We start from the raw sequence: 25,178 nt of genomic DNA, 5'->3' as shown, positions 1-25,178 counted from the left end.
TGGGACTCCTCAGGCCGCCTTTGCGCGGCCGTGGCTGGCTCCGACGCGCCGCTTCCAAGGTGCGTCGAACTGGATCTTGTGGAGCATGAGCAGTGACTGCCCGGCTCCGTGGATCAACCGGCTGATGCTGTCGTTGAGGGCAGCGCGTCCGGCCTGATACTCGCGGTCGAAGATCTGATCGTTCATCATCGCCTCCATCATTTTGCGCCGGTGGCTGGGGGTGGGAGAGGGTTGCCACCGGCGCTGATATCCATTTAGTCGAGGCGGCCTTTTCCGCCCAATGAAAGGCTGGACAGAGTCAATAAGCTGGACTTATAGAGATTGACGATGAGACGACTTCCTCCACTGGCTGCGGTTCGCGTATTTGAAGCGGCGGCTCGCCTAGAGAATTTCACTGCTGCAGCGACCGAATTGGGAATGACCCAGGCAGCGGTATCCTATCAGGTCAAATTATTGGAGGAGCGGCTTGGCGCGTCCCTGTTCGTGCGCGAACGCGGGCGGGCGCGACTAACACCGTTGGGCCAGCGCCTGCTGCCGCAGCTGAGCCAGGCATTCGATATGATCGAACAAGCCTTCGCCGCGCATCGGGAGGAAGACGAGGCGCTGCTGACCGTGGCGACCACCTTTACCTTCGCCAACACTTGGCTCGCATGGCGGCTGGGAGGTTTCCAGGTCGAGCACCCCGACCTGGCTGTGCGCCTGGCGACCGCCAACAAGCTGGTCGACCTGAAGGCGGGCGAGGCCGACGTCGCGATCCGCGCCGGGGCGGAGCCGTGGGAAGGGCTGGATTGCACCGAGCTGATGACGGTCGATTTCACGCCGATGTGCGCTCCGTCCTTCTGGAAGCGGATGACAGAGGAGCTTGGCCGACCGCCGGAGCCTGCCGACCTTCCGCACCTGCCGCTGATCAGCCCGGAAGACTATTGGTGGGACCGCTGGTTCGCGGCGGCGGGGGTCGAGGCCGAGCATCGGCCGCGCAAGCCGGGCCTCAGGCTCGATAGCCAGGCGGACGAGGGCCATGCGGCTATGGGCGGGCAGGGCTTCGTGTTGCTGACCCCGGCTTTCTGGAAAAACGACCTGAAGGACGAGCGGTTGTGCCAGCCGTTCGACCTGACTGCCACCGCCGGCTTCCGTTACTGGCTGTGCATATCGCCGGAACGACGCAACGTCCCCAAGATCAAGCGCTTCAAGCAATGGCTGCTGCGCCAGGTCGAGGCGTCCAAGGCATCGCCGCTGGAGGCGGCGGCCTAAGAGGTCCGGCGCCGTCGTGCGCCTTCATCGAATAGGAAAGTAGCTGCGAGTGCGGCCAGCAGGGCGCCGGCAAGCTGTGCGGCGATGAACAGCGGGACATCGCGCGGGGCGATGCCGGCGAAGCTGTTGCTCAAGCTCCTGATCACCGTGATCGCCGGATTGGCGAAGCTGGTCGAGGAGGTGAACCAATAAGCGGCGGAGATATAGAGTGCGACCGACGCGGGGACCGCACTGGGTCGATGCTTCAGCGTCCCGAGAATGGTGAGGATGAGACCGAAGGTCGCGACAAGCTCGCCAGTCCATTGGCCGATGCCGGTCCGGGCCTTGAGCGAATATTGGATGATCGGCAGGTCGAACATCACATGCGCCGCCCAGGCACCGAGGAGTCCGCCAGAGAGCTGAGCTAGGATGTAGGGCGCCGCGTCGCGCCATGGCAGTGCGCCCCGCCCGGCCATCACCAGGGTCACCGCGGGGTTGAAATGGGCGCCCGATATCGCGCCCAGCATGGTGATCAGAACGAACAGCATCGCGCCGGTCGCAAGCGTGTTGCCGAGGAGGGCGATGGCGATATTTCCCCCCGCCAGCGCTTCGGCCATGATGCCCGACCCGATGACGGTGGCGAACAGGAAGAAGGAGCCCAGTCCCTCCGCCGCCAGCCGCCGCGAAAGCGGTTCGCCGCTCATGGCTCGACGTCAGGCGCGACCGCGTCGCCAGGGCCGAGCGATTTCTGCATGTAGAGCGTGTCGAGCCAGCGGCCGAGCTTGCGGCCGACCGAGCGCATCCGCCCGGCCTCGACGAAACCGGCCCTGGCGTGGAGTGCGGCGGAGGCACGCTCGGCGCCGCCGACCACCGCGATCATCTGGCGGAATCCAGCACGCTCCGCCGCGTCGATGAGGGCAGCGAGCAGCTGCGAGCCAATCCCCTGGCCGAGATGGTCGGGGTGGAGGTAAATGCTGTTCTCGCAGGTCGAAGTGTAGGCCGGGCGGTCTCGGAACTGGGTGGCATAGGCATAGCCGACCACCTCGCCGTCCGCCTCTGCCACGAGGAACGGCCAGCCGCGCGCGGTGCAGTCCCCGATTTTCGCCGCCATTTCGGCTTCGCTGCGCGGTTCGGTGTCGAACGAGGCGGTGCCGTGGGCGACGTGGTGGGCATAGATCGCCGCGGTCGCGGCTGCGTCGCGGGGGTCGGCGGTGCGGATCGTCAGCTGGTCAGCCAATTGTCGATTTCGCGTTGCTGGAATTGCAGACCGGCGCTTCCCGCAAGGCCGGCGCGCAGCAGGTTTCACTCGATGCGTTGAGCGAAGCAGCGGTCAGCGTCGGACTTTCGCCGTAGACGGTGGCGTCGCCGCCGGTGAAGAAAGTTTCCCAAACGACGCCATCGGGGTCGCTGATCCAGTTCTTCTCGCTCTTGGCGTAGCAGCAAGTGGTCGCGCCTTCTTCCAGCACCGGGCGGTCGGCGGCCTTCAGCCGGCCATAGACCTCGGCCAGCTCCTCGCCGGTTTCGACCTGTATGCCGAGATGCTCGATGCCCTTCACCTCATGATGGCCCGCGGAGATAGCGAAATTGACCCGCGGGTCGTCCAGCATCCACTTGGCATAGTCATGCTTTGTGACGGCCGGATCGGCGCCGAACAGGGTTGAATAGAATCGGGTCGAGGCGTCGAGATCCTCGACCCCGACATGGACATGCATTCGCTTCACGCGCTTTTCCTTTTGGCTTGGGGAACAGGGGAGGCGGGGGCCGAGCAGTCGGCGCCGGCGCAGCAGTTTTCGGTGAGGTAGGCGACCAGCCCGTTCGTCGCGGCATAGTCGGCGCGGTAGATCAGCGAGCGGTGCTGCCGTTCCTGCGTGATCAGGCCGGCTTCGCGGAGCTGGGCAAGGTGGAAGGACAGCGAGCTGTTGGGAATGCCCAGCTTCCCCGCGATCGCGCCGGCAGACATGCCCTCGTCACCGGCCTGGACGAGCAGGCGGAAGAGGGCAAGTCGATGCTCCTGCGCCAAGGCGCCGAGGGCTACGATCGCGGCGTCGATATCCATTAGCGGAAATTGGCAAAATGGATGGGGCAGCCGGAGCAGCAGGGAGCGGGCGGAGCGGCGGTCCAGCGATTCCACAGGCCGCGCAGGATAGCGATGAGTCGCATAAATCCTCCTTTCGATAGAAATCGAAATGACAAATCAACCAGGCGGAGTCAAGCCTTATTTCGATAAGTATCGAATTGATTTCGATAGATACTGTGGGAGATAATGGGGGGCAGGCCTAGTGCTCGGTAAACCTGCCCCCGTTTTACCGCGCCGCAGGGGAGCCGCGCACGGGTTAACAAGGATTTTCTAATCCCTACTAGATTAGTAGGCAATATGTCCCAAAGTCGTTTCGGCGCTGAAAAAATGAAACTCGTCGCAGCCGCAAGCGGCGGTTAGCGGAGGCGCCGGTCGTTGGCGGCGACCTTGCGCTTGTAATGGGCAAGGGTGCGGCGGGTGGCGGTTACGGGGCTGGCGCTGGACCCGCGGGTCAGCAGGTCGGCATGAAGCTCCGCCGCGGCCTGCCATTTTTCCGACAGCATCAGCCATGCCTCGATCCCCGCGGCGGGACCGCCCTCGGCCATTTTGGCGGTGCGAAGGCCCATGACGCGAGCGGCTTGCCAGCCGAGCGACCAGGCGTCGACGCCAAGCTTAAGCCAGGCCGCATTTTCGGAATGTTTCATGGGGACGGGCTTTCGAACCGAGGGGTGGGCAGCGCCGGAACGGGCGTCTTCATTCAACCGCCGGCGGGTGCGAAAGTTCATTTGCGGGCGGGGCGGCACGTGGGCGCCGTACATTGGCGCCCACGGCCCCGCCTCGCGTGACATATTGGCCGGGAGGGGAGTCCCGGCGCGCGATCGAGTTAGATCCGTCCGAGATTGATGGCGCAGGGCTGGCTGTTGAGCGTGCCCTTGTCATAGGACAGGCGCTGGCCGACGGTGGGGGCCTTGGGTGCGTCCCAGCTAATGGCGCTGCGTTCGAACATCAGCTCATCGCCGCCGGTTTCGGGCTTCAGCGAGCCGGTGCCCGTATCGGTGTCGAACGATTTGACGGTTCCGAAATATTTCATGGGAGTGGTCCTTCCTTGCCGACACGGCCAAGATTGACCGTCTCGCGGCTAAGAGGCGTAAAAGATGGAAAAAGGCGCGGCTCAGTGCCCAGGACCGTCGATACCGACTGTCAGCATATGCCTTAACGGGTGGCCTGGAGCTTTAGTTGCAAAATGAAAGGCGCGAACCGCGGAGCGGTCAGTCGGCGAGGGCCGGTTCGCGCTCTCGCGCCGCTTCCTTCGCCATTCGATCGTACATCGCCGCCAGATCGTCATGGACGCGGGCGAGGCTTGCGTTGGGCGCGCTGGCCGCGGCGTCGCGCTCCTCCGCCGCGCGCCTCAGATAATATTCCGGTTGCTCGGAGGGCATCGAGCGATCCTTGTCCTGAGAAGCGGGCGGTCATAGTCTATTTAACAGGAAATTAATAGCGCGCCCTGGCAGGATATCGGCGCCTCAAACGAGCAATGAAAGAAAGATGACAGTGTAGATGCAAAAGGTGATCGGAAGCATCCACCAGACGGGGTGGACGGGTTCCGGGGGACGCGTCTGAATAGGCTCGGGATGGGCCATAATGCCTCCTGATCGACCGAGCGAGGTTGGTTTAGCAGGAGAGGGGGTTAGCGCCAAGGTTGCGGAAGCGGAGAAGGCATCGTCGCCATTCATTTACATGCCAACCTAATGGCAGCTTTCGACCCATTCCGGTCATTCGCATTGACCAGTGAACAACAATGCCTTGCGGAAGTTATTGACGGTCAAGGAGAGAGCTGTGCGGTTTGTGGAGGTTACCGTCGCCGTAGTCGCGTTACTGGCAGCAAGCTTGTCGATCCTATGGCTCCTCTTTCCGGTTCAACTGATGGTGCTGATTGTCCGGCTCCGCCGGCCGGTGAAACCGACGCAGCCGGTGACGTGGGAAAGGGGTCCCGCGGCGCTGCCCACTGGCGACCGCCCGCCCAACATCGTCTTGATCGTTGCCGACGACCTTGGCTTCAACGACATCAGCGTTGAGGGTGCCGGCTGCGGCGTTGCCGGCGGTCTGGTCCAGACGCCCAAAATCGACGCCCTGGCCCATGAAGGCGCTCAGTTCACGCAGGGCTATGCCGCCCACGCCACCTGTTCGCCTTCGCGCGCGGCACTATTGACCGGCCGCTACCCCGCCCGGTTCGGCTTCGAATTCACTGCAGTTCCCAGCCAGCTGGCAAAGTATGTCCCGCGCCACTCCCCCAAGGGGCGGCCGTATCCGACGATCTATCACGCTGAGCGCCAAGGCCGGGTGCCCCCGATGGAAGCAATGGGCTTACCCGGCGGCGAAGTGACAATCGCCGAGATACTGAAACAGAGCGGCTATCACACCATACATCTGGGCAAATGGCATGTTGGTGAGGCGCCCGGGATGCGACCCGAGGAACAGGGTTTCGACGAGAGCCTTGGCTTCCTGGCTGGAGCCATCAAATATCTTTCCGACCATTGCGTCGAGGCCAGGATTGCAGGTGATCCCCTCGACCGACTCCTTTAGTTGGCCCTGACCGACGCCGTCCAGTTCAACGGCGGCCCGCATTTTCACGCCGGCGAGTATATTACCGACTATCTCAGCGGGCAGGCGGTCGCGGCGATTGAGGCCAACCGCAACCGGCCGTTCTTCCTGTACCTCGCCTACAGCGCGCCGCACACGCCGTTCCAGGCAACTCAAAGCGACTATGACGCACTGTCGGCGATCACGGACCACAAGACGCGTGTCTATGGCGCCATGGTCAGTGCGCTCGACCGAGGCGTTGGTCAGGTCATGGACGCATTGAAGGCGCAAGGCATCGATGACGACACCATCGTCATTTTCACCAATGACAATGGTGGCGCGTGGTATGCGGGTCTGCCCGACCTCAACAAACCCTTTCGCGGTTGGAAGGGGACCTTCTTCGAAGGCGGCATTCGCGTGCCCTTCTTCATCCGCTGGCCAGGCAAGATTGCTGCCGGCCAGCGGCTGTCGATGCCGGTTCAGCACGTCGATGTCTTCGCCACGGCGGCAGCAGCGGCGGGCGCGGCAATGCCGAGCGACCGGCAAATGGATGGCCTCAACCTGTTGCCCTTCGCGACAGGGAGCGCGGCGTCCCCGGTCGAACGTAAGCTGTTTTGGCGGTCGGGCGACTATAAGGCGATCCGGCACGGCGACTGGAAGTTGCAGGTTTCGAAAAATCCGGCCCGGACCTGGCTGTTCGACCTGGCGACCGATCCGACCGAACGGGCTGATCTTTCAACCCAGCGGCCCGATCATGTGCAACGCCTTCACGCCGAGCTCATTGCCCACGATCGCGAGATGCCCAAGCCGCTGTGGCCGGCGCTGCTTGAAGAACCAATCCGCATCGATTTCTCAGCCGACGCGCCTTGGAGTGCTGACCAGGAATTTGTCTACTGGCCTAATTAGCTGGTCTCTGATTACAAACCAGCGGTCAGAACCTGCGCTAGTGTCCGCCTTCCACCCAATGCAGTCGTTTTACGGCAGGGGTACGCCCGCATTGAGCGCTGCCGCCGTTTCAGATATTCGCGAGGTATCGAGCCTGGCAGCGCAGGCCCGGAAATCGGAGGCAGCCAATCAATATTTTCGGTGAAGCGATTATACTGACGGTCGGCACTCTATTCCCGATCATGAACCCGCTTAGTACCGCTCCCCTGTTCCTTTCGCTGACGGCCCGGTTCGAAAAGAAAAGGCGTGATCGCGATGCGTTGATGGCATGCATCTATGCCTTTGGTATCCTGGTTCTATTCCTTCTCCTCGGATCGGCGATCATCGAATTCTTCGGAATTTCAGTTCCTGGCATCAGGATTGCGGGGGGGCTGATCATATCGGTGCTAGGTTTTCGAATGCTCTTTCCGGCGATTGCGCCGGACGCCTCGCAAGGAGCAACGCAGCCCGAGCTTGAAATTGCATTCACGCCGCTTGCCATGCCCAGCCTTGCAGGCCCGGGTTCAATTTCGGTTGTAGTGACGGCGGCGTCCCAGATCGAAAGCAACCATCCAGAAAATTACAGCCTTATTTACGCCGGGGTCATCATTGGCATTACCGTGACGCTGTTCATCGCCTGGCTCATCTTGCGAACGGCGGCTTCAATGGCGCGGGTTCTCGGCCCGTCAGGCATAGACGCCCTAACGCGGATTTTCGGCTTCCTGCTGGTCGCGATCGGCATCCAATTCCTGCTCACCGGATTCAGTGACTTCTTCGGATTGCGCCCCGCTTAGCCAACCTCGTTTCGTCCGCTTTCCGCCCAATCCGGCCATTGCGGATGGTTGGCTTCTTCCGATGATGCCCGCTCGGCCTCAAAAATCGGATGTCCGGGATGACGGGAAGGGGACGCGCCTGCTAACCCTAACCAATGCAACCGACCGAATCCGAAATTGAAATCCCCTTCGACGCCGCGCTCTCCGAACGCTACCTCGTCTACGCCCTGTCGACGATCACCGCCCGGTCGCTGCCGGACGTTCGTGACGGGTTGAAGCCGGTGCACCGCCGCCTGCTGTGGGCGATGCGGTTGCTGAAGCTGGATCCGGCCTCCGCCTACAAGAAATGCGCGCGGGTCGTCGGCGACGTCATCGGTAAATATCATCCGCACGGTGACCAGTCGGTCTATGACGCGATGGTGCGCCTGGCGCAGGATTTCGCGCTCCGTTATCCGCTGGTCGACGGGCAGGGCAATTTCGGCAACATCGACGGGGATAATGCCGCCGCCTACCGCTATACCGAGGCGCGGCTGACCGCGACGGCGCAGCGGCTGATGACCGGGCTGGACGAAGGAACGGTCGATTATCGCGCCACTTATAATGGCGAGGAGGAAGAGCCCGAGGTCTTCCCCGGACTGTTCCCCAACCTGCTCGCCAATGGCGCGAGCGGGATCGCGGTCGGAATGGCGACCAGCATTCCGCCCCACAATGTCGGCGAGCTGATCGAGGCGGCAAGCCACCTGATCGACAATCCGCATGCCGAGGATAGGGCGCTGATGGACTTCGTCAGCGGGCCGGACTTTCCGACCGGCGGCGTGCTGGTCGACAATCGCGAGACCATCGCCCACGCCTATGCGACCGGGCGGGGCAGCTTCCGGCTGCGCGCAAAGATCGAGGTGGAGCGGGAGAAGGGCGGGGGCTGGCACCTGCTGGTCCACGAAATTCCCTATGGCGTGCAGAAGGGCAAGCTGATCGAGCAGATTGCGGACCTGATTGCGCTGAAGAAGCTGCCGATCCTGGCCGACGTCCGCGACGAAAGCGACGAAAAGGTGCGGATCGTGCTGGAGCCGCGATCGAGGACGGTCGACCCGGAACTGCTTCTGGAAAGCCTGTTCAAACTGACCGAGCTGGAGGTGCGATTTCCGCTGAACCTCAACGTGCTCGACAAGATGCGGACGCCGGGGGTGATGAGCCTGCGGCAGGTGCTGCTCGCCTGGCTTGAGTTCCAGATCGAGGTGCTGGTCCGGCGGTCGACGACGCGGATCGGGAAGATCGACGACCGGCTGGAGCTGCTCGACGGGTTTTTGGTGGCGTTCCTAAACCTCGACCGGGTGATCGAGATCATCCGCACCGAGGACGAGCCCAAGGCGGTGATGATCGAGGAGTTCAAGCTCAGCGATCGGCAGGCCGAGGCGATCCTCAACATGCGGCTGCGTAGCTTGCGCAGGTTGGAGGAAATGGAGATCGGCAAGGAGCGCGCTGCCCTCGCCAAGGAGCGGGAAGGGCTGGCTGCACTGGTCGAGAGCCCGGCGCGGCAGCGGACCCGGCTGAAGAAGGACCTGGCGGTGCTGAAGGAGGCTTATGCCGGCGACGAGCGGCGGACCGTTGTGCAGGAACAGGCGCCAGCCCGCGAGCTCGACTGGAGCCAGATGATCGAGAAGGAGCCGATTACGGTGATCCTGTCGCAGCGAGGCTGGATCCGGGCGATGAAGGGGCATGTAGCGCTGAGCGAAATGGCCGAGCTCAAGTGGCGCGAAGGCGACGGGCCGCACATCCATTTTCACGCGCAGACCACCGACCGGCTGCTGGTCGCGGCGGACAATGGGCGGGTCTATACGCTGGGCGGGGACAAGCTGCCCGGGGGGCGCGGGTTCGGCGAGCCGATCCGGCTGACCATCGACCTGGAGGCGGAATGCGAGATCATCGCCATGCTCGTAGTGCGGCCGGAGCATAAGATATTGGTCGCAAGCACCGACGGGCGCGGGTTCGTGACGACGGGCGAAGCGACCCTGGCGGAGACGCGCAAGGGCAAGCAGCTAATGAACCTTCGGCCCAAGGCGAAGGTGGCGGTGGTTAGGCGGGTAGGGGCGCAGGCGGACTCCGTCGCGGTGATCGGCGAGAACCGCAAGATGCTGGTGTTCAAGCTGGACGAACTGCCCGAGCTTGGCCGCGGGTCGGGGGTGCAGCTGCAGCGTTACCGCGACGGAGGCCTCAGCGACGCGATGGCCTTTGCGCTGGCCGACGGGATCAGCTGGCCGCTGGGTGGGGACAGTGGACGGGTGAGGTCCGAAACCGACCTTACGCCATGGCGCGCGATCCGCGGCGCGAGCGGGCGAATTGCGCCCAATGGTTTCCCCCGATCGAATAGGTTCGATGCGGTTCCGATCAGTCCAAAAACGAGCGAATTAGTCGGATAACCGGCATAATTCCTAACCTGCATCAACCTCGCTCGAAACTGCCCATTAACCTCCTTCGGTTAACGCGGTTGCCATGCAGGCTGCAGCGCGCCGCTCGGCCACGCCTAAAAGCGTAGGTCCTGCGGTCCAGAATGACCCCTCAAGCGTCCGCGCGTCGGCGGACGATCATGCATTGCTTGCCGCCCTGCCGATCGCAGCCGCGATCGTCGGCCAGACGTCCAGAGGCGTGCTTTGCCTGATCGACCGCAATTCGCGCTTCGACGAGGTCATCGCGCTGACCGGCGACGAAGCGATGATGAGCGGCGACTTCCGCCAGTGCCAGCACCTGGGAATCGCCCAGCTGATGCAGGAGTTCCTGGCCGATTTCGACGCGACCAACGAGCTGGACTTTTGCGAGGGTGAGGGGATCGGCGCGCGATATTTCCGGATCAAGCTGGCGCCTCTGTCGCGGTGCGCGAAGGGGCGCCCGCGTTGCCTGGTCAGCTTGGTCGACCGCACGGTCGAGGTCCAGGCCGAGCGCACGTTGCGCGCCGAGATGCTGCGCGACAGCCTGACCGGCCTACCCAACCGCCTGTCCTTCACCGAAACGATCGAGATCAAGGGCAGCACCAGCGCCCGCGATTGCGAATATGCGGTACTGGTGGTCGACATGCTGCGCTTCAGCCGCATCAACGAGTCGATGGGCAGCCTTGCCGGCGACGAGCTGCTGATCACTTTTGCGCGGCGGCTGATATCGGCGCTGCGTGGCGGCGACGTGCTGGCCCGGACCGGCGGGAACGAGTTTGGAATCCTGGTCGGCCTCAAGCGCGGGGTCGAGGATGCGCTGGCCGCGGCGGAGCGGATCCAGCAGGTGATGGCGACGCCGTTCAAGCTGAGCGAGCTGGAGATCCGCATCGAATGCGGAATTGGCGTCGCGCTAATGCAAGCGGGCCAGGATCCCGAGGAACTGTTCCGCAATGCCCAGTTCGCAGTCAAGCAGGCCAAGGCAGCGGGCAAGCCGCAGGTCTATGAGCCCAAGGAAGCCAGCGCCGCGCGCCGCCGTTTCTCGATCGAGACCGAGCTGCGCCGGGCGCTCGACAAGGACCAGCTCAAGCTATTCTATCAGCCGCTGATCAACCTGAAGTCGGGCGAAGTTGCCGGGTTCGAGGCGCTCGCGCGCTGGAATCATGAGGACCGCGGCGAGATCAGCCCGACCGAATTCATTCCCGTGGCCGAGGAAAGCGGGCTGATCCTCCAGCTCGGCCGCTGGGCGATGGACAAGGCCGCGCAGACGGTCGCCGAGTGGGACCGGGAGGCGGGCGCGCCGCTGCCGCTCTATGTCGGCGTCAATTTAAGCGCCATCCAGGTCGCTCGAGACAATATCGCCGACGTGGTCGAGAGCGCGCTTCGGTCGAGCGGGCTCAAGGGCGAGCGGCTAACGCTCGAGCTCACCGAAAGCTCGATCGTCCAGGACCCCGGCCGGGCGATGCGCGTGTTCGAGGCGCTGAAGGCTCTGGATGCGACCGTGGCGATGGACGATTTCGGCACCGGTTATTCGAGCCTGGCCTACCTCCAGCGCCTGCCGATCGACGTGCTGAAGATCGACAAGAGCTTCGTCACCGGAATGATGCGCGACCCCGACGCGGTGGCGATCGTCCGCGCGGTGCTGAGCCTGGCCGACGCGCTTGGCATGTCGACGACGGCGGAAGGGATCGAGACGGTAGAGCTGGCGACGACATTGGCTGCGCTGGGCTGCTCATCCGGCCAGGGCTTTTACTTTGCCAGACCGCTCGAGGCCCAGGCCGCGCTTGAATATTGGAAGAGCCGCCGACGGCATTGATTGCGGATCGGGACTATCCCGATGACGTCCACCATTTATTGGACCCGGGTTCGCCATTGAAGAAGATCGGCGAATTGGGGTTTACCCCGATAATGCAATTGTACCGAGCGATTTAAGATCGCCAAGGTCCACTCGACAGAGGAGCGGATGGCGATGAGTCATTTCGCAAACAGACGCCAGCTTATATTGCTGTCAGCCATCCTGGGACCGGTGTCTTTCTTTGCAACCCCGGCCTATGCGTCGGAAGGCGGCGCCAGCTTCTACTTGCTTGGGTCGGGCGGACCTGGAGCCGCGCTCCTGCCGCCGATCCGGGGAATATTCTTCGATAATACCGCTTTTCACCTGTCCGGCAAGGCCAAGGGCGATCGTGAATTCGTCGTCGGCGGTAATGTGGTTGCCGGACTCAAGGCCAAGATCAACGCAGACTTCGCGACATTGCTATGGGTGCCAACAACCGATTTTCTTGGTGGTACTTTGGGCGTCGGAATGGCCTTGCCTATCGGGCGACCCGACGTCGACGTTGATGTCATACTCACCGGACCCCGCGGAAATACGATCGAGCTTTCGGCAGATGACGCGGCAACGATAATAGGCGATCCGATCACTTCCGCGACCCTGAGCTGGCCCGTGGCGACCAATACCCATGTTGCGCTCAGTACCGTCCTCAACATCCCGGTCGGCAACTATCGGGAGAGTAAGCTGGCCAATTTAGCCTTTCACCGCTGGGTCGTAGATACGTCACTGGCGCTCAGCTGGCATGACGCCAAGGCGGGCTGGGATGTTTCGAGCAAGGCCGGCCTAACGTTCAACGGAGAAAATGATTTCACCGATTACGACACGGGGACGGAATTCCACCTCGAAGCATCGGTAGAAAGAATATTCTCGCCGAAATTTTCAGCGGGGCTGCAGGCATATCACTTCCAACAGGTTAGCGGCGACAGTGGCGAAGGTGCCAGGCTAGGCGCCTTCAAGGGCCGGACTACGGGTGTTGGAGCGACGGCCGCCTTTAATTTCAACCTGGGGAAAATCCCCGTCGTGGCCAGGGCGCGTTTCTTTGAGGAATTCGGCGTCAAGAATCGCCTCGACTCCACCACAGCTTTTTTCTCACTGACGATGCCCCTGCATGTGATCATGCCGCCCGGTGTCCCTCAATCGGAATGAGCCATCCGGCCATGCAGAATCCTGGAAAGTCCCCGCGCCAGACATAACGCAATTCTCTGATTCTCTCCTGCAGATTAACAATATTAATAAAGATATCAGGGATTCACCCGATTGGGTGGCACGGCCCTGGGCGTAATTTTGGGTCTTTCCCAACGTTCCGCAGGAGCGACTCCCATGCCCAACGGCAAACCAAATATCCTGTTCATCATGGGGGACGACATCGGCTGGTTTAATCCCAGCTGCTACAACATGGGCCTGATGGGTTATCGCACGCCCAATATCGATCGCATTGCGCATGAGGGAGCGCTTTTCACGGATTGGTATGGCCAACAAAGCTGCACGGCAGGCCGGGCCGCGTTCCTAACCGGTCAGTCGCCGATCCGGACCGGCCTGACAAAGGTGGGCCTTCCGGGCGCCCAACTGGGCCTCGGGCCGAACGATCCTTCAATTGCCGATGTGCTGAAGACTTACGGTTATGCGACCGGTCAGTTCGGCAAGAACCACCTCGGTGATCGCAACGAACATCTTCCCACCGTGCACGGCTTCGATGAGTTCTTTGGCAATTTATACCACCTCAATGCCGAAGAGGAGCCGGAGAACGACGATTATCCAAAGGACCCGAAGTTCCGCGAAAAGTTCGGGCCGCGGGGTGTCCTGAAGTGCAAGGCTTCTGACAAGGATGACGCCACCGTCGATCCCGCATTCGGCCGCGTAGGCAAGCAGGTTATCGAGAACACCGGCCCCATGGGCAAGAAGCGCATGGAAACCATCGACGAGGAATTCCTCGCCGCTGCCAAGGACTTCATCAAGCGGAAGCACAAGAGCGGCGACCCTTGGTTCTGCTACTTCAACAGCACCCGGATGCACATCTTCACGCACCTGAAGAAGGAATCACGCGGCAAGACCGGCCTCGGCGTCTATCCGGACGGAATGGTCGAACATGACGGACACGTCGGTCAATTGCTGGCCCTGGTCGACGAGCTTGGCGTCGCCGACAATACGATCGTCGTTTACACGACCGACAATGGCGCCGAATGCATGAGTTGGCCCGATGGCGGATCGACACCGTTCAAGGGCGAGAAGGCGACGAACTGGGAAGGCGCGTTTCGCGTGCCCTGCGCAATCCGCTGGCCAAGCGTCATCAAGGCCGGGACAGTCGTCAACGACATCTGCGCGCATGAGGACTTCATGCCAACCTTCGCCGCAGCCGCAGGCAACACGGATCTCGTTAGCAAGTTGAAGAACGGCCACACGCTCAACGGGAAGAAGTTCAAGGTACACCTCGACGGTGAGAACCTCATCCCCTTCCTTGCGGGCAAGGAGAAGTCCAGTCCGCGGCAGGGATTCCTCTATTGGAGCGACGATGGCGATCTCATGGCGCTCCGCGTCCGCAATTGGAAGATGAGCTTCATGATTCAGGAGCATCACGGAATGGATGTCTGGAAGCGCGAGTTCACGAGGCTGCGCGTACCCTATATGACGAACATCCGGGCCGACCCGTTCGAACGCGGCATCGAGAGCAGCTGGTTCCCCGATTGGGAATGCCACCGAGCGTTCCTGCTGGTTCCGGCACAGGAAATCATCGCGAAGTATATGGAAAGCTTCAAGGAATTCCCGCCGCGCGCCAAAGCTGCAAGCTTCACGGTCAGCGACGTCATGGAGAAAATCGAAACGGCAGGTCCTCACCAGAATTGATGTGCACCGAGCGTGGCGTCCGCAGGGCGCGCGTCAAGCCAGACGGTTGATTTCGATTGGTAACGGATTCGGTCGATCCGGTTGTAAAATTGAGCCGTTTTGACTTGATTTTAATATATATTAGCTAGACCTATTGCGTTCGAATGGGGGCATTTCATGCGGGAGCCTGGTGAAATCAAACGCGCGCCGCGCGTGGATACAAGGTTCGATACGACGTTGATCGACAGCGACGGCAACACCGTTTCGGTCGTGGTGATCGACATCAGCCGCGAGGGCTGCCGGATGGAAACCGAGGGCACGCTAAAGATCGGTGAGAATGTCCAGATCAAGGTGCCGAAATATGGCACCTTCCCGGCCCAGATCCGCTGGGCACTCGGCAACGAAGCTGGCGCGGTGTTCCTGGAGCCGGTGTTCGTAGCCTAGCGCAGGGCTTCTTCGACGATCCGTTTGAAATCACCGCCCTTGGGGAAGCCTGCCTTTTCCCAGGCGTCCTCGATCCGCTTGATCGCTTTTGCGATTGCCGGGCCTTCGGCGATCCCAAGCGCCATCAGTTCCCGGCCGCCGATCGGCAGCCGGGGCGGGGCCCAATTGGCGATCCGGGCTGCGTCCGCCGGCTTCGACGCCAACAGCAATCGATCAACCGCGCCTTCGGTACCAAGCCGATAGGCAAGCCCCTGAGGCGTTTCGCGCAGCGACAGGTCGGCGGCACTGGCAAGGCGTTTCCTGGCCTTGTTCGACAGCTTGAGGCGCGCGGCCACGCGCTCGGCGCTCGGCGGGTCGGGCGGCAATAGTGCGGAGAGGCGGCGCAATGGGTCTGGTGCGATATTGGCCTTGCGCTCGGCGGCGACCAGTTTGGCGAGACGTTCGACGCCGGCAACTTCCGGCACCACCGGTTCGAACAAGCCGTGCGCGTGCATCAGCCGAACAGTCGGGGTCGGATAGGATAGGGAGAGCAGCTTCAACAGCTCGTCGGCAATCCGCTCCCGCGATAAGGCCATGAGGTCGTTGGCGCGATCGGTGCAGGCCTTGAGCGCCGCGGCGTCGGGCGCCCCATGGCCATAGCGGGCGTGGAACCGGAAGTAGCGGAGGATGCGCAGATGATCCTCGGCAATGCGCTGCAACGGATCGCCAATGAAGCGGACCGTGCGCGTATCCAGATCATCGAGCCCGCCGAAATAATCGAACAGCTCGCCAGTGTAGGGGTCGGCGTAGAGGGCGTTGATGGTGAAATCGCGCCTTCCCGCATCCTGCCGCCAATCGTCGGTGAAAGCGACGGTGGCGCGGCGGCCGTCCGTCGAAACGTCGGAGCGGAGGGTCGTGACTTCGACCACTGTTCCGGAAGACACGGCGGTGATGGTGCCATGTTCTATTCCCGTGGGAACGGCCTTGATGCCCGCCGCCTCGAGCCGGCGGGTCACGTCGTCCGGCGGAAGCGTCGTGGCGAGGTCGAGGTCGTCATGGGGTACGTCGAGCAACTGGTCGCGGACGGCGCCGCCGACGAAGCGCGCCGTGCCGTGTTTTGCATCTAGCGCCTTCAACAGCCGATTGATTCCCGGACGCTTGAGGAAATGTTGCGGATCGAGCTTCATCCGAGCCGCCTGGACAGGTTGACCAGCATCGCGGCGGTGGCGCCCCAGATTTGGCGGCCCTTCCAGTCGATCCTGTAATAATGCCGAAGCCGGCCTTGATATTCAGCACTCATGCGTTGCTGGTTGGCGGGATCGAGCACAAAATCAAGCGGCGCCTCGAACCAGTCGGCGACTTCGGCGGGATTGGGAACAAGGTCGAGGTCCGGTGGAACAACGCCGACCACGGGAGTTACGCCATATCCGGTGACAGTCCGGTAGGCATCGGCGGTCCCGATCAGCCGAACGAGCGCGGGGTCGAGCGCCAGTTCTTCCAGAGCTTCGCGCAGCGCGGCGGCCGGGGCGTCCTCACCATCGTCGATCCGCCCGCCGGGGAAGGCGACCTGGCCCGCGTGGGTTCGAAGATGCTCCCTTCGGACGGTAAGAATCAGCCCCGGATCGGGCCGGTCGGTGATTGCAACCAGCACCGCTGCCTGTCGCGGTTCGTCGTCATGGCCTTCGATGAGGTCGCCAGGCAACAGGTCGTGCGGCGGGTCGGCGGCCAGCGATAGGGTGATGCGTTCGATCAGGTTCATGGGACAAGCGGGAAGAAAGCACCATCGGACCACACGCCGGGCGGCTCATGGCCTTCAGCCAGCGCGATATCGGCGAGCTCATAATATAAAGGCCGTGCAAGCTCGGCTTCCAGGCCGAAGCGCACCGCAACGCGAGGCGACGGACCTTCGGCCGTTTCGATTACGGTCAACGGATGGGCAGGCCCGACGATCAGCGCATCGCCGCTATCCAGCATGACGCCAATGCGACGCTGTTCCCGCTCGCCCGCCATGGTCATTTGCGTGGCGCGGAAGGCCGTCGCCTCGACGTCGATCGTCAGCTTTTCGACCGGGGTGACCAATACATGGCTGCCGTCGGGTTCCCGTCGCAGCACCGATGCGAACAGCCGGACCATCGCCGGACGGCCAATCGGACTGCCTTCGTGAAACCAGCTGCCGTCGCGGGCGATCCGCATGCCCGAGTGGCCACAGTGCCGGGGGTTCCAGCGATCGACCGGCGGAGATTCGCCACGCGCTTCGATCGCTGCGGCGAGGTCGGCAAGGCTCTGTCCCTGGGCTTCGATGGGTGGACGTCGTTCGGGCATCGGAGCGGCGATGTAGGCGAGCGCGCAGTTGGATGATAGTGCCGTCCAATGAGCAGGACAGCAATCGTTACGGGCGGCGGCAAGCGGGTCGGCGAGGCGCTTGTGCGGGCGCTGATAGATGACGCCTGGACAGTCGTTGCGCATGTCCACCGCACGGACGATGCCGTGCCTGAAGGAGCGGTGAAGTCGGTTGCCGATCTGGCCGAAGCGGACTGTGCCGGCCGGATATTCGCAGCGGCCGACGGCCTGCCGCCGGTTCGGCTGCTCGTCAATAATGCCGCCCGGTTCGCATTTGACGGATTCGGCAATGCGAGCGCCGAGGAATTCGACTCGCATATGAAGGTCAATGCTCGGGCGCCGATGCTGCTGATTGACGAGCTGGCGCGGCGGCATGCGGGCGGGGAGGCGCTGGCGGTCAACCTGCTCGATTCCAAACTGGCCGCGCCCAACCCCGACTTCCTTAGCTATACATTGTCCAAATATGCCCTGGCCGGCCTCACCGAGGTCGCGGCGAGGGCGCTGGCGGGGCAGGGCATCCGGGTGAATGCGATTGCACCGGCACTGATGCTGCCCTCGGGCGAGCAGGACCGGGCCAATTTCGCAGCAGTGCATGAGCTCAATCCGCTGCGTCGCGGCGTGGAAATCGGCGACGTCGTCGCCGCGCTGCGCTTCCTGATTGATTCGGCGAGCATGACCGGCCAGACGCTCGTCCTCGACGGTGGCCAGCATTTCATGAACCTGAAACGCGACGTGCAATTCCTGGAGGGCTTGAATGAGCGATGAGGCGATCAGGCTGCAGGGCATGGTGCCGGACCATCTGAAGGTCCGGCAAAGCCGAATCCTCCTCGATTCGCTGGAGGTGATGACCGATATCGGTTTCCATGAATTCGAGGTTGGGACCCCGCAGCGCCTGCTGATCACCATCGAGCTTTGGCTGGAGGATCTCGAACCGCCAGGCGACGACGATCATCGGTCCGCCTGGAACTATGACTATCTGAAAACCGAGGTCATCCGGCTTGCCCAGGAGCGGAGATACAATCTCCAGGAAACGCTGGTTCACGCTATTTTTCAGCGGGTTGCAGCCTATCGTGGAGTCAAGGCGCTAAGGGTCAAGAGCGTCAAGCCCGACATCTATTCCGAGGCCCAGGGGGTGGGAGTCGAAATTGCCTCCTTCCCCGGACAAACCCCATAAAACGTAGGGGAATAGCATCGGGCGCGCCGCGAATTTGCGCGGTCCTTGCCGCATTCGGAACAAAATTCGTTGCGCGGCCATTATCGCTTCATTAAGGGTGGCGCGTATCTGCCGATGATATGTTAGTACATCGGCGGTTTCACGACAACTCGGGTCGCGTTGAATTCGCCGTCTCCGGGAAGTCATGGAATCGACCATCGAGGAGATTTGCGGCTTAATGTCTTACGCCAATCGCAAACAGATGAGTTCCAACCGCACTGCGGCGATCATCATCGTGGCACTCATCCATATTGCTCTCGGCTATGCCTTGGTGACCGGCCTTGCCTATAACGTCATCAAGAAAGCTGCAGAGGATCTGAAGACTTTCGACGTGGAGGACGAACCGCCGCCGCCGCCGGAAGAGCCGCCGCCACCGCCGGACCAGAATACGCCGCCGCCGCCGCAGGTGGTTGCGCCTCCGCCGATCGTCCGAACCAATTCGGTCGCGCCGCCGGTCATTTCGGTTCCCGTCGCGCCGCCGCCGGTGATCACCGAGCGCCCGGCTCCGCCCGCGCCGTCGGCTCCGCCGCCGCCAAGGGTCTCGCAGGCCGCGAAGGCGAAGGCGAACCTGACGTCGCTATTCTCGACCGACGATTATCCGCAGTCCGCGATTCGCAATGAAGAGCAGGGCACCACGGCGGTACGCCTCAGCATCGGCACCGATGGCCGAGTGACAGACTGCTCGATCACCGGATCGTCGGGATCGTCCGCGCTCGACGCAGCAACCTGCAACATCCTGAGGCGCCGTGCGCGATTCACACCGGCCAAGGATCAGGCAGGAAACCCGATTTCGGACACATTCTCCCAGCGCATTCGCTGGGAACTGCCCGAAGACTGATTTTAGCTCAACTTAACGAACCCAAAGTTTCAATAGGAAAGTCAAACATATGGCAGCTCCCACCACCCCCGCCGGCGACAACCCGTACGGCCTGCTGCAGGCTCTGCAAGAAGGCGGCCTGATTTCATGGACCGTGTTCATCATCCTCGTCGCCATGTCGATCTTCAGCTTCTACATCCTGTTCACCAAGCTGCTTCAGCAGCAGAAGATCATGAGCCAGGCCAACAAGGTCCGAGCCAGTTTCTGGAACTCGCCGAACCTGCGTGAGGCTGCCAACAAGCTAGAGCAGCGCAGCGCCTATCGCGCGATCGTCGAAGACGCGCTGCTTGCCCAGGACCAGCACAGCAAGCTGACCGACCCGGTCGACCAGCATGACTGGATGGCCAATTCGCTCGCTCGTTCGCAGGGTGCGATCACCAACCGCCTCGGCGAAGGCCTGGCCTTCCTGGCGACCGTCGGTTCGACCGCGCCGTTCATCGGCCTGTTCGGTACCGTCATCGGCATCTATCGCGCTCTGATCAAGATCGGCGCGACGGGTTCGGCGTCGATCTCGACCGTGGCCGGCCCGGTCGGCGAAGCGCTGATCATGACCGCGCTCGGCCTGGTCGTCGCGGTTCCGGCGGTGCTCGCCTACAACTGGCTGATCCGTCGCAACAAGTCGATCACCGAGGATCTCGCCGCCTTCACCAACGACGTCCACGGCTACCTGATGTCGAACGGCGCGGTGAAGCCGGTCATGGCAAGTGCTGCTCCGAAGCAGCCGGCGCAGGCTGCCCGTCCGGCACCGGCCGCTGGTACGGCCGCGCGCTAAGCCGAACCTTTCCGGGCCTGCCGCGCGATCGTGGCGGGCCCGGTGAGACTTGAACGAAGAAGGATTGACGCCTCATGGCAATGAACGCGGGCTTTGCCGACTCGGCCGACGAAGACGTCCCGATGTCGGACATCAACACCACGCCGCTGGTCGACGTGATGCTGGTGCTCCTGATCATCTTCCTCATCACCGTCCCGGTGGTGATCCAGTCGGTGCCGATTACCCTGCCGGATGTCCGCAACGAGCCGACGGAAACCAAGCCGGAGAACGTCTCGCTGACGATCCGCGGCGGGCCCGGGGGAACGTGTGAGGTCTACTGGAACCTGATTCCGGTGACCAACGAGCAATTGCTCGACCGTGCGGTGAAGGCGCTGGAAGACCAGATCAAAAAGGTCGGCGGCGTCGAGAACATCACCGAAGAGAATATGCCCGAAGTGCATATCCGCGGTGACATCAACACGCCTTACAAGTGCATTGGCGGCGCGGTGTTTACCATGCAGCGCGCCGGCTTCGCCCGCGTCGGGTTCATTTCGCAACCTCCGGCCGGTGGGCCGGTCACGCGGCTGTAAGTTTAGGAGCAAGCCACCATGGCGATGCAAACCACTGGCTCGAATACCGAAGGCGAGCCCATGATGGACATCAACACGACGCCGCTGATCGACGTCTTGTTGGTTCTTATCATCATGCTGATCATTACCATCCCGCCGCAGACCCATGCCGTGAAGCTGGACTTGCCGCAGGATCAAAGCGACCAACCGCCGCCGCCGATCGATCCAGTCAAGAACAAGGTCGTGGTCACGCCGGAAGGCGCGGTGCTGTGGAACGGAACGCCAGTCAATCTGACGCAGTTGCGCCAGTATCTGGACGTGACGCAGCAGATGGACCCGATTCCCGAGCTCCACCTGCAGCCCGATCCCAACGCGCGCTACCTGGTTGTTGACCAGGTGCTTGCGGTGACGAAGCAAGCGAAGGTCAGCAAAATGGGATTCGTCGGTAACGAAGCCTATATGACGGTCTTCTAAGGCAAATCTGCCTTGAACGAGATTTGGGCGGTCCCGAAAGGGGCCGCCCTTTTCGTTGCAGCAGAAACGTCGGGAAAACTGCTTCTGAAGCAGTGGCGGGGTAACCGCTTTTCAACCGGTCGGCGGCTAGTGCGAGACTTATGGACATTATAGCAGCGCACCAGCACGGGCTGATCGAGCAGTTGGAGGCGGACGCCGCGGCGCTTGCCGGACGTGCGCGCGACCATGGGCAGCGGACCGTGGTGCTCCATCACCTTTATGACCATGCCCGCGGAAGTCATGGCTGGGCGCTTGGGGAAGCCCGCCAGGGTTTGCGAATTGCCGCTGGCCTGGAGGCGCTGGGTAAACGGATCGAGCGATGGGGCTGGATGACCAAGGGGCGCGACGAAGCGCGGGCGGGGCTCAACCTGCTGGCCGAAGCGCTGGGGGAAGCCGCGCGGTCGCGCACCGAAGCGGCCTATCGCGCCTACAGGCTAAGCGCCACAGCAGCGTTGCGGTGCGAAGCCGAAACGAATATTCCGCCGGGGCTGCTGGCACTGCTCGATCGTTGCCATTCGGCCAGGCGGGCGGGAGAATATCTTTCGGTCGAGGAAGAGTGCGCGCTTGCCGAGGAGAGCGAGCGGTTTGCAGCTGCCACGGTCGACATGCAGTCGATTGAAGATGCGTGGACGGCGGTCAGCGCGACCGCCCTGGGGCGTGCGGCGCGACGGCTAGTAGGTGCGAAGGTCCTGTCGCGACATATGTGCCGAGACAAGCGGCGTGGCTGGGCGCGGGTCGAGCGGCAACTCCGTAACGAAACCACGCTGCCTCCGTCCTTCCGAGCCAATCCAGCACAGCATTTCTATGCGCTTCAGCATATGTTGCAGGAGCGGCGACGGCAGCAGTGGCGCGAGGCCTGCGACCGGGAGCCCGGCGCCTTCGAACTGGCAGCCTAAGAAGGGTTTCCCCTGATTGCCTTGATGGTGGGGCTGGGCACATTGGCCCCCAAACGGGGGCCGGAATCATGGACTTCTTCAAGCTGCTCCAGTCGCTGGACGAACTTCTCTACGAGGTGGTGAGCTAGCTGGTCTTCTATCCGATTACGTTGTGGCGGATCATTCGTTCGCCCATTGCAACGCTGAAGCTTGCGGAAAAAGACGCGCTGGAGCCCGGAAAGGCGCTGTTCGACGAGCTGGTGTCGCCGCCAATATTCCTGCTCCTTACGCTGATCCTGGTGCATTCGGTCGAGCTGGTGACGGTCGGCGAAAGTGAAATAGTGACCAACACCCAGGGCTTCAGCGGACTGATCAGCAGCGATACCGCCCTCATCATCTTCAGAATCCTGACATTTGCCGTACTGCCGCTGGCGGCTGCCGTCAGGCTGCTCAGGCTGCGTGGAATCAAGCTTGGAAAGGAGTCGTTGAGGGCGCCTTTTTATGCCCAATGCTATGTCACGGGTCTATTCGCACTGATGTGGGACGTAGCGTCGCTTTTCGCCGCAGAGCGCTTTTCATTGCCCGTCGCCGTCTATTTTTCGCTGTTGGCGCTCTCGCTGCTCTGGCTGCTCGTGGTGGAAGCACGGTGGTTCGCAGTCGAGGCAAAGGGGTCGCTGGCGGTGGGGTTCGGGAACGCAGCCATCATGATCGGGCAGTGGCTCCTATTGGTTGCCATGACCGTGATGTTGCTGCGCTAGCCGAACGTGAACGCGTAGGCCTCGGCGCCGGGTTCGAGGAACTCGATCGTGAAAAGCCGTTCCTGTGCGGCATTTTTTTGGCGGACGAGTTGGTAGAGGCGTTGTTCGGAAACCTGGCCGAAGCCGGTGGCGTCAATGTCCATGCCGTGGTCACTTCCCGGCGCCTTGCCATCGAGCAGTACGCGGAAGCGGACAGGTCTTCCGGTTGAGCTGCCGAGCACGAGGTGGAGGTCACGCGCGCGGAACTGGAAGGCGATCTTTCCGCCTGCACTTTGGACGATCGACCGTTGGGGCTCGACCTTCCAGCGGCCGTCGAAGGCCCAATCATTGAGCTTGAATGAGGGCGGCAAGCGATAGTCGTTGACGCCGGCACGCAGTCCGCCAGGGGAGGCGAACGACCGCCCGCGGCTGCTGCCAACATAGGTTTCGGGGCTCCGGATCGACGCGAAATCGGCAGCGGCGCCGGCACCCGACGCGGCGACGCGGGCAGTAGCGCCGAGCTTGGCTCCCTTTTCGGCCAGCAGCGCGCGGATCGCCTGTTCCGTTTCGTCGGTATGGCCCTCGCCGAAATGATGATAACGGATCCGCCCTTGCGCATCGACGAGGTAATGGGCGGGCCAATAGCGGTTGTCGAAAGCGCGCCAGATGGCGAGGTTGTTGTCTAGCGCGACCGGGTAGCGGATGCCGAAGTCGCGTACGGCCTTGCGGACGTTGACAGCATCCCGCTCGAACGCGAATTCGGGCGCATGCACGCCGATCACCACCAGCCCCTGGTCCTTGTACCGCGCCGACCAAGCCTTGGTGTAAGGAATGGAGCGGATGCAATTGATGCAGCTGTAGGTCCAGAAATCGATTAGCACGACCTTGCCGCGCAGCTGCTCGCGGGTCAGCGGCGGCGAGTTGATCCACAGGACCGCGCCGTCAAGCGACGGTAACGGTCCTTCGACAGGCAACATGCCCCCGGTTTTCGTGCCGAGCTCTTCCTCCTGCATGCCGAGCAATTGGGCGATGCGATGTTCGAAACCGAACGTCTGTGCGGTCGACAGGCGGGCCAGGACGCGGGTGTCGAGGCCAAGTGCGATGGTTGCGACGCCGATGAGGATGAGCACGCCCAGCACCTTGCGCACGCCCTCGCCGGCACCGATCGACCTCTTCATGGCCGCGAACATCCTGCCGCCGACCAGCAGGGCAAGGGCAAGGCTGGTCGCGGCGCCAAGCGCATAGGCGAGAAGCAGGCCGGCAGTGGCGGCGCTGGCTCCCGACAAGGCTGCACCGGTCAAGATGATGCCGAGAATGGGTCCCGCGCAGGGCGCCCACAGCAGGCCGGTTGCGACGCCGAGCAGTAAGGCTCCGCCGATCCGGTCCTCATTACCCTTGGTCGACAATCGCTCCCCAAGGCCGACCAACGGGCGCATGGCGCGTTCCGCCATTTGCGGAAAGATCAGCAGCAGGGCGAAGCCGGCGAGCAGGACGATAGCGATCCAACGGCCCGCACTATTGGCTGCGACCGCCCAGCCACCTCCGACCGCGGCCAGCGTAGCGACACCGGCGAAAGTAATCGCCATTCCGGCGAGAAGGGGCAGGCCGTTCCTGAGGAAGGGGCGATCCGCGCGGGCAAAGACGAACGGCAGCACCGGCAGGATGCAAGGCGATAATATGGTGAGAATGCCGCCAAGATAGGCGAGGAGGAAAAGCAGCATCAGGCGGGCTTGAACGTTAAGGAAAGGCCGTTGATGCAATGCCGCTTGCCGGTGGGCGGCGGTCCGTCGTCAAACACATGGCCAAGATGCCCGCCGCAGCGGCGGCAATGTTCCTCGGTCCGGACCATTCCGAGCGTCAGGTCGCGGCGATATTTGATCGAGTTGGGCAATGCCTTATTGAAGCTGGGCCAGCCGGTGCCGCTGTCATATTTGGCGACCGAACTGAACAGCGGCAGGTCGCAGCCAGCGCAGGCGAAGATACCCTTGCGATGTTCCTTGAGCAGAGGGCTGGTGAACGGACGTTCGGTGCCCGCCTCGCGCAGGATCTGGTAGCGTGCCGGTCCAAGCCGGCGAAGCCAGTCGTCCGAGCTGCGCCGGACTTCAAAATCCGCAGCAGCGGTACGTCCGCTGGCCAGGACGCAAATCGCGGCGGCAGTCGCTGCACCCGACAGGCCAAGAAAGGCGCGGCGGTTCGATTGGGCTTTCATCGGCATCACTTCCGCTATCAGTTAACATGGTCAGTCGGCTCGCGACGTTGCAAGGGCCATCATGCAGGATAGTTCG

At 62.5% G+C, this 25,178-nt stretch carries 28 protein-coding genes and 1 pseudogene; 16 read left to right on the top strand and 13 right to left on the bottom strand.

The window, feature by feature from the left end; genetic code table 11:
- Positions 1-9 precede the first annotated feature (9 nt).
- Entirely contained in the window at positions 10-186 is a 177-nt protein-coding gene (locus LVY65_RS05445) for a hypothetical protein (RefSeq protein ID WP_235066970.1), read from the bottom strand.
- A 141-nt stretch (positions 187-327) separates the two neighbouring features.
- On the opposite strand from LVY65_RS05445, the gene LVY65_RS05440 reads away from it, so the two are divergent.
- Positions 328-1,251, top strand: coding sequence for a LysR substrate-binding domain-containing protein (locus LVY65_RS05440; RefSeq protein ID WP_235066969.1), 924 nt, complete (start codon positions 328-330; stop codon positions 1,249-1,251).
- Here LVY65_RS05440 and LVY65_RS05435 read toward each other — a convergent pair.
- From LVY65_RS05435 to LVY65_RS05405, 7 genes are all read right to left on the bottom strand, one after another.
- On the bottom strand, positions 1,248-1,934 hold the full coding sequence (locus tag LVY65_RS05435; RefSeq protein ID WP_235066968.1) for an aquaporin: 687 nt from the start codon (positions 1,932-1,934) through the stop codon (positions 1,248-1,250). The genes LVY65_RS05440 and LVY65_RS05435 overlap by 4 nt on opposite strands.
- Complete coding sequence (locus tag LVY65_RS05430; protein ID WP_235066967.1) at positions 1,931-2,467, bottom strand: GNAT family N-acetyltransferase; 537 nt, start codon at positions 2,465-2,467, stop codon at positions 1,931-1,933. Before LVY65_RS05430 ends, LVY65_RS05435 begins: the two co-directional genes overlap by 4 nt.
- Positions 2,460-2,951: an ArsI/CadI family heavy metal resistance metalloenzyme gene (locus tag LVY65_RS05425; protein ID WP_235066966.1), complete on the bottom strand. Its 492-nt coding sequence runs from the start codon at positions 2,949-2,951 to the stop codon at positions 2,460-2,462. Before LVY65_RS05425 ends, LVY65_RS05430 begins: the two co-directional genes overlap by 8 nt.
- The gene (locus LVY65_RS05420; RefSeq protein ID WP_235066965.1) at positions 2,948-3,286 is read right to left on the bottom strand and encodes an ArsR/SmtB family transcription factor; all 339 of its coding nucleotides are present in this window, start codon (positions 3,284-3,286) and stop codon (positions 2,948-2,950) included. Before LVY65_RS05420 ends, LVY65_RS05425 begins: the two co-directional genes overlap by 4 nt.
- 377 nt (positions 3,287-3,663) lie before the next feature.
- Positions 3,664-3,951, bottom strand: a complete 288-nt coding sequence (locus LVY65_RS05415) for a hypothetical protein (protein WP_235066964.1) — start codon at positions 3,949-3,951, stop codon at positions 3,664-3,666.
- 179 nt (positions 3,952-4,130) lie between these two features.
- On the bottom strand, positions 4,131-4,337 hold the full coding sequence (locus tag LVY65_RS05410; protein ID WP_235066963.1) for a cold-shock protein: 207 nt from the start codon (positions 4,335-4,337) through the stop codon (positions 4,131-4,133).
- A gap of 178 nt (positions 4,338-4,515) precedes the next feature.
- Positions 4,516-4,686 carry a hypothetical protein gene (locus LVY65_RS05405; RefSeq protein ID WP_235066962.1) on the bottom strand — a complete coding sequence of 57 codons (171 nt, stop codon included), beginning with the start codon at positions 4,684-4,686 and terminating at the stop codon, positions 4,516-4,518.
- Positions 4,687-5,170: 484 nt separating this feature from the next.
- Between LVY65_RS05405 and LVY65_RS05400 the strand changes: the two are divergent.
- The 7 genes and pseudogenes from LVY65_RS05400 to LVY65_RS05370 all read left to right on the top strand — a co-directional run bounded on the left by LVY65_RS05400 (position 5,171) and on the right by LVY65_RS05370 (position 15,039).
- Positions 5,171-6,733, top strand: a pseudogene (locus LVY65_RS05400) (sulfatase-like hydrolase/transferase).
- A 98-nt stretch (positions 6,734-6,831) separates the two neighbouring features.
- Positions 6,832-7,545: a MarC family NAAT transporter gene (locus tag LVY65_RS05395; RefSeq protein ID WP_328282492.1), complete on the top strand. Its 714-nt coding sequence runs from the start codon at positions 6,832-6,834 to the stop codon at positions 7,543-7,545.
- 134 nt (positions 7,546-7,679) lie between these two features.
- On the top strand, positions 7,680-9,941 hold the full coding sequence (parC, locus tag LVY65_RS05390) for a DNA topoisomerase IV subunit A (RefSeq protein WP_235066960.1): 2,262 nt from the start codon (positions 7,680-7,682) through the stop codon (positions 9,939-9,941).
- Between the two features lie 73 nt (positions 9,942-10,014).
- A complete protein-coding gene (locus LVY65_RS05385; protein ID WP_235066959.1) occupies positions 10,015-11,760 on the top strand; it encodes a putative bifunctional diguanylate cyclase/phosphodiesterase in 1,746 nt (581 codons plus the stop codon).
- 153 nt (positions 11,761-11,913) lie between these two features.
- Entirely contained in the window at positions 11,914-12,921 is a 1,008-nt protein-coding gene (locus tag LVY65_RS05380) for a SphA family protein (protein ID WP_235066958.1), read from the top strand.
- Between the two features lie 174 nt (positions 12,922-13,095).
- Positions 13,096-14,616 (top strand): arylsulfatase, encoded by a 1,521-nt coding sequence (locus LVY65_RS05375; RefSeq protein ID WP_235066957.1) that lies wholly within the window; start codon positions 13,096-13,098, stop codon positions 14,614-14,616.
- Between the two features lie 156 nt (positions 14,617-14,772).
- Positions 14,773-15,039 carry a PilZ domain-containing protein gene (locus tag LVY65_RS05370; RefSeq protein WP_235066956.1) on the top strand — a complete coding sequence of 89 codons (267 nt, stop codon included), beginning with the start codon at positions 14,773-14,775 and terminating at the stop codon, positions 15,037-15,039.
- On the opposite strand, the gene LVY65_RS05365 is transcribed toward LVY65_RS05370, so the two are convergent.
- The 3 genes from LVY65_RS05365 to LVY65_RS05355 are packed head-to-tail and all read right to left on the bottom strand — an operon-like array spanning position 15,036 to position 17,340.
- Positions 15,036-16,205: a CCA tRNA nucleotidyltransferase gene (locus tag LVY65_RS05365; RefSeq protein WP_235066955.1), complete on the bottom strand. Its 1,170-nt coding sequence runs from the start codon at positions 16,203-16,205 to the stop codon at positions 15,036-15,038. The genes LVY65_RS05370 and LVY65_RS05365 overlap by 4 nt on opposite strands.
- Positions 16,202-16,777, bottom strand: coding sequence for a CoA pyrophosphatase (locus tag LVY65_RS05360; protein ID WP_235066954.1), 576 nt, complete (start codon positions 16,775-16,777; stop codon positions 16,202-16,204). Before LVY65_RS05360 ends, LVY65_RS05365 begins: the two co-directional genes overlap by 4 nt.
- Positions 16,774-17,340: a DUF1285 domain-containing protein gene (locus LVY65_RS05355; RefSeq protein ID WP_235066953.1), complete on the bottom strand. Its 567-nt coding sequence runs from the start codon at positions 17,338-17,340 to the stop codon at positions 16,774-16,776. Before LVY65_RS05355 ends, LVY65_RS05360 begins: the two co-directional genes overlap by 4 nt.
- 48 nt (positions 17,341-17,388) lie before the next feature.
- Here LVY65_RS05355 and LVY65_RS05350 point away from each other — a divergent pair, with 48 nt between their 5' ends.
- The 8 genes from LVY65_RS05350 to LVY65_RS05315 all read left to right on the top strand — a co-directional run bounded on the left by LVY65_RS05350 (position 17,389) and on the right by LVY65_RS05315 (position 22,914).
- Positions 17,389-18,123, top strand: a complete 735-nt coding sequence (locus LVY65_RS05350; protein WP_235066952.1) for an SDR family oxidoreductase — start codon at positions 17,389-17,391, stop codon at positions 18,121-18,123.
- Positions 18,113-18,532: a dihydroneopterin aldolase gene (locus tag LVY65_RS05345; RefSeq protein WP_235066951.1), complete on the top strand. Its 420-nt coding sequence runs from the start codon at positions 18,113-18,115 to the stop codon at positions 18,530-18,532. Before LVY65_RS05350 ends, LVY65_RS05345 begins: the two co-directional genes overlap by 11 nt.
- 217 nt (positions 18,533-18,749) lie before the next feature.
- On the top strand, positions 18,750-19,409 hold the full coding sequence (locus LVY65_RS05340) for an energy transducer TonB (protein WP_235067178.1): 660 nt from the start codon (positions 18,750-18,752) through the stop codon (positions 19,407-19,409).
- Positions 19,410-19,458: 49 nt separating this feature from the next.
- A complete protein-coding gene (locus tag LVY65_RS05335; RefSeq protein ID WP_235066950.1) occupies positions 19,459-20,220 on the top strand; it encodes a MotA/TolQ/ExbB proton channel family protein in 762 nt (253 codons plus the stop codon).
- Positions 20,221-20,294: 74 nt separating this feature from the next.
- Positions 20,295-20,789, top strand: coding sequence for an ExbD/TolR family protein (locus LVY65_RS05330; RefSeq protein WP_235066949.1), 495 nt, complete (start codon positions 20,295-20,297; stop codon positions 20,787-20,789).
- Positions 20,790-20,807: 18 nt separating this feature from the next.
- Positions 20,808-21,242, top strand: coding sequence for an ExbD/TolR family protein (locus LVY65_RS05325; protein WP_235066948.1), 435 nt, complete (start codon positions 20,808-20,810; stop codon positions 21,240-21,242).
- Between the two features lie 140 nt (positions 21,243-21,382).
- Positions 21,383-22,177, top strand: coding sequence for a hypothetical protein (locus LVY65_RS05320; protein ID WP_235066947.1), 795 nt, complete (start codon positions 21,383-21,385; stop codon positions 22,175-22,177).
- Between the two features lie 149 nt (positions 22,178-22,326).
- A complete protein-coding gene (locus tag LVY65_RS05315) occupies positions 22,327-22,914 on the top strand; it encodes a hypothetical protein (protein ID WP_235066946.1) in 588 nt (195 codons plus the stop codon).
- Here LVY65_RS05315 and LVY65_RS05310 read toward each other — a convergent pair.
- Together LVY65_RS05310 and msrB are read right to left on the bottom strand one after the other, a co-directional pair.
- On the bottom strand, positions 22,911-24,614 hold the full coding sequence (locus tag LVY65_RS05310; protein WP_235066945.1) for a cytochrome c biogenesis protein DipZ: 1,704 nt from the start codon (positions 24,612-24,614) through the stop codon (positions 22,911-22,913). The genes LVY65_RS05315 and LVY65_RS05310 overlap by 4 nt on opposite strands.
- A complete protein-coding gene (msrB, locus tag LVY65_RS05305; protein ID WP_235066944.1) occupies positions 24,614-25,102 on the bottom strand; it encodes a peptide-methionine (R)-S-oxide reductase MsrB in 489 nt (162 codons plus the stop codon). The genes LVY65_RS05310 and msrB overlap by 1 nt, the downstream gene beginning before the upstream one ends.
- Positions 25,103-25,178 lie beyond the last annotated feature (76 nt).

The organism is Sphingomonas cremea, from assembly GCF_021502585.1.
Taxonomy (GTDB): Bacteria; Pseudomonadota; Alphaproteobacteria; order Sphingomonadales; family Sphingomonadaceae; genus Sphingomicrobium; species Sphingomicrobium cremea.
Note: the sequence above shows the minus strand (reverse complement) of the source record. Positions and strands in the feature narration are given on the sequence as shown.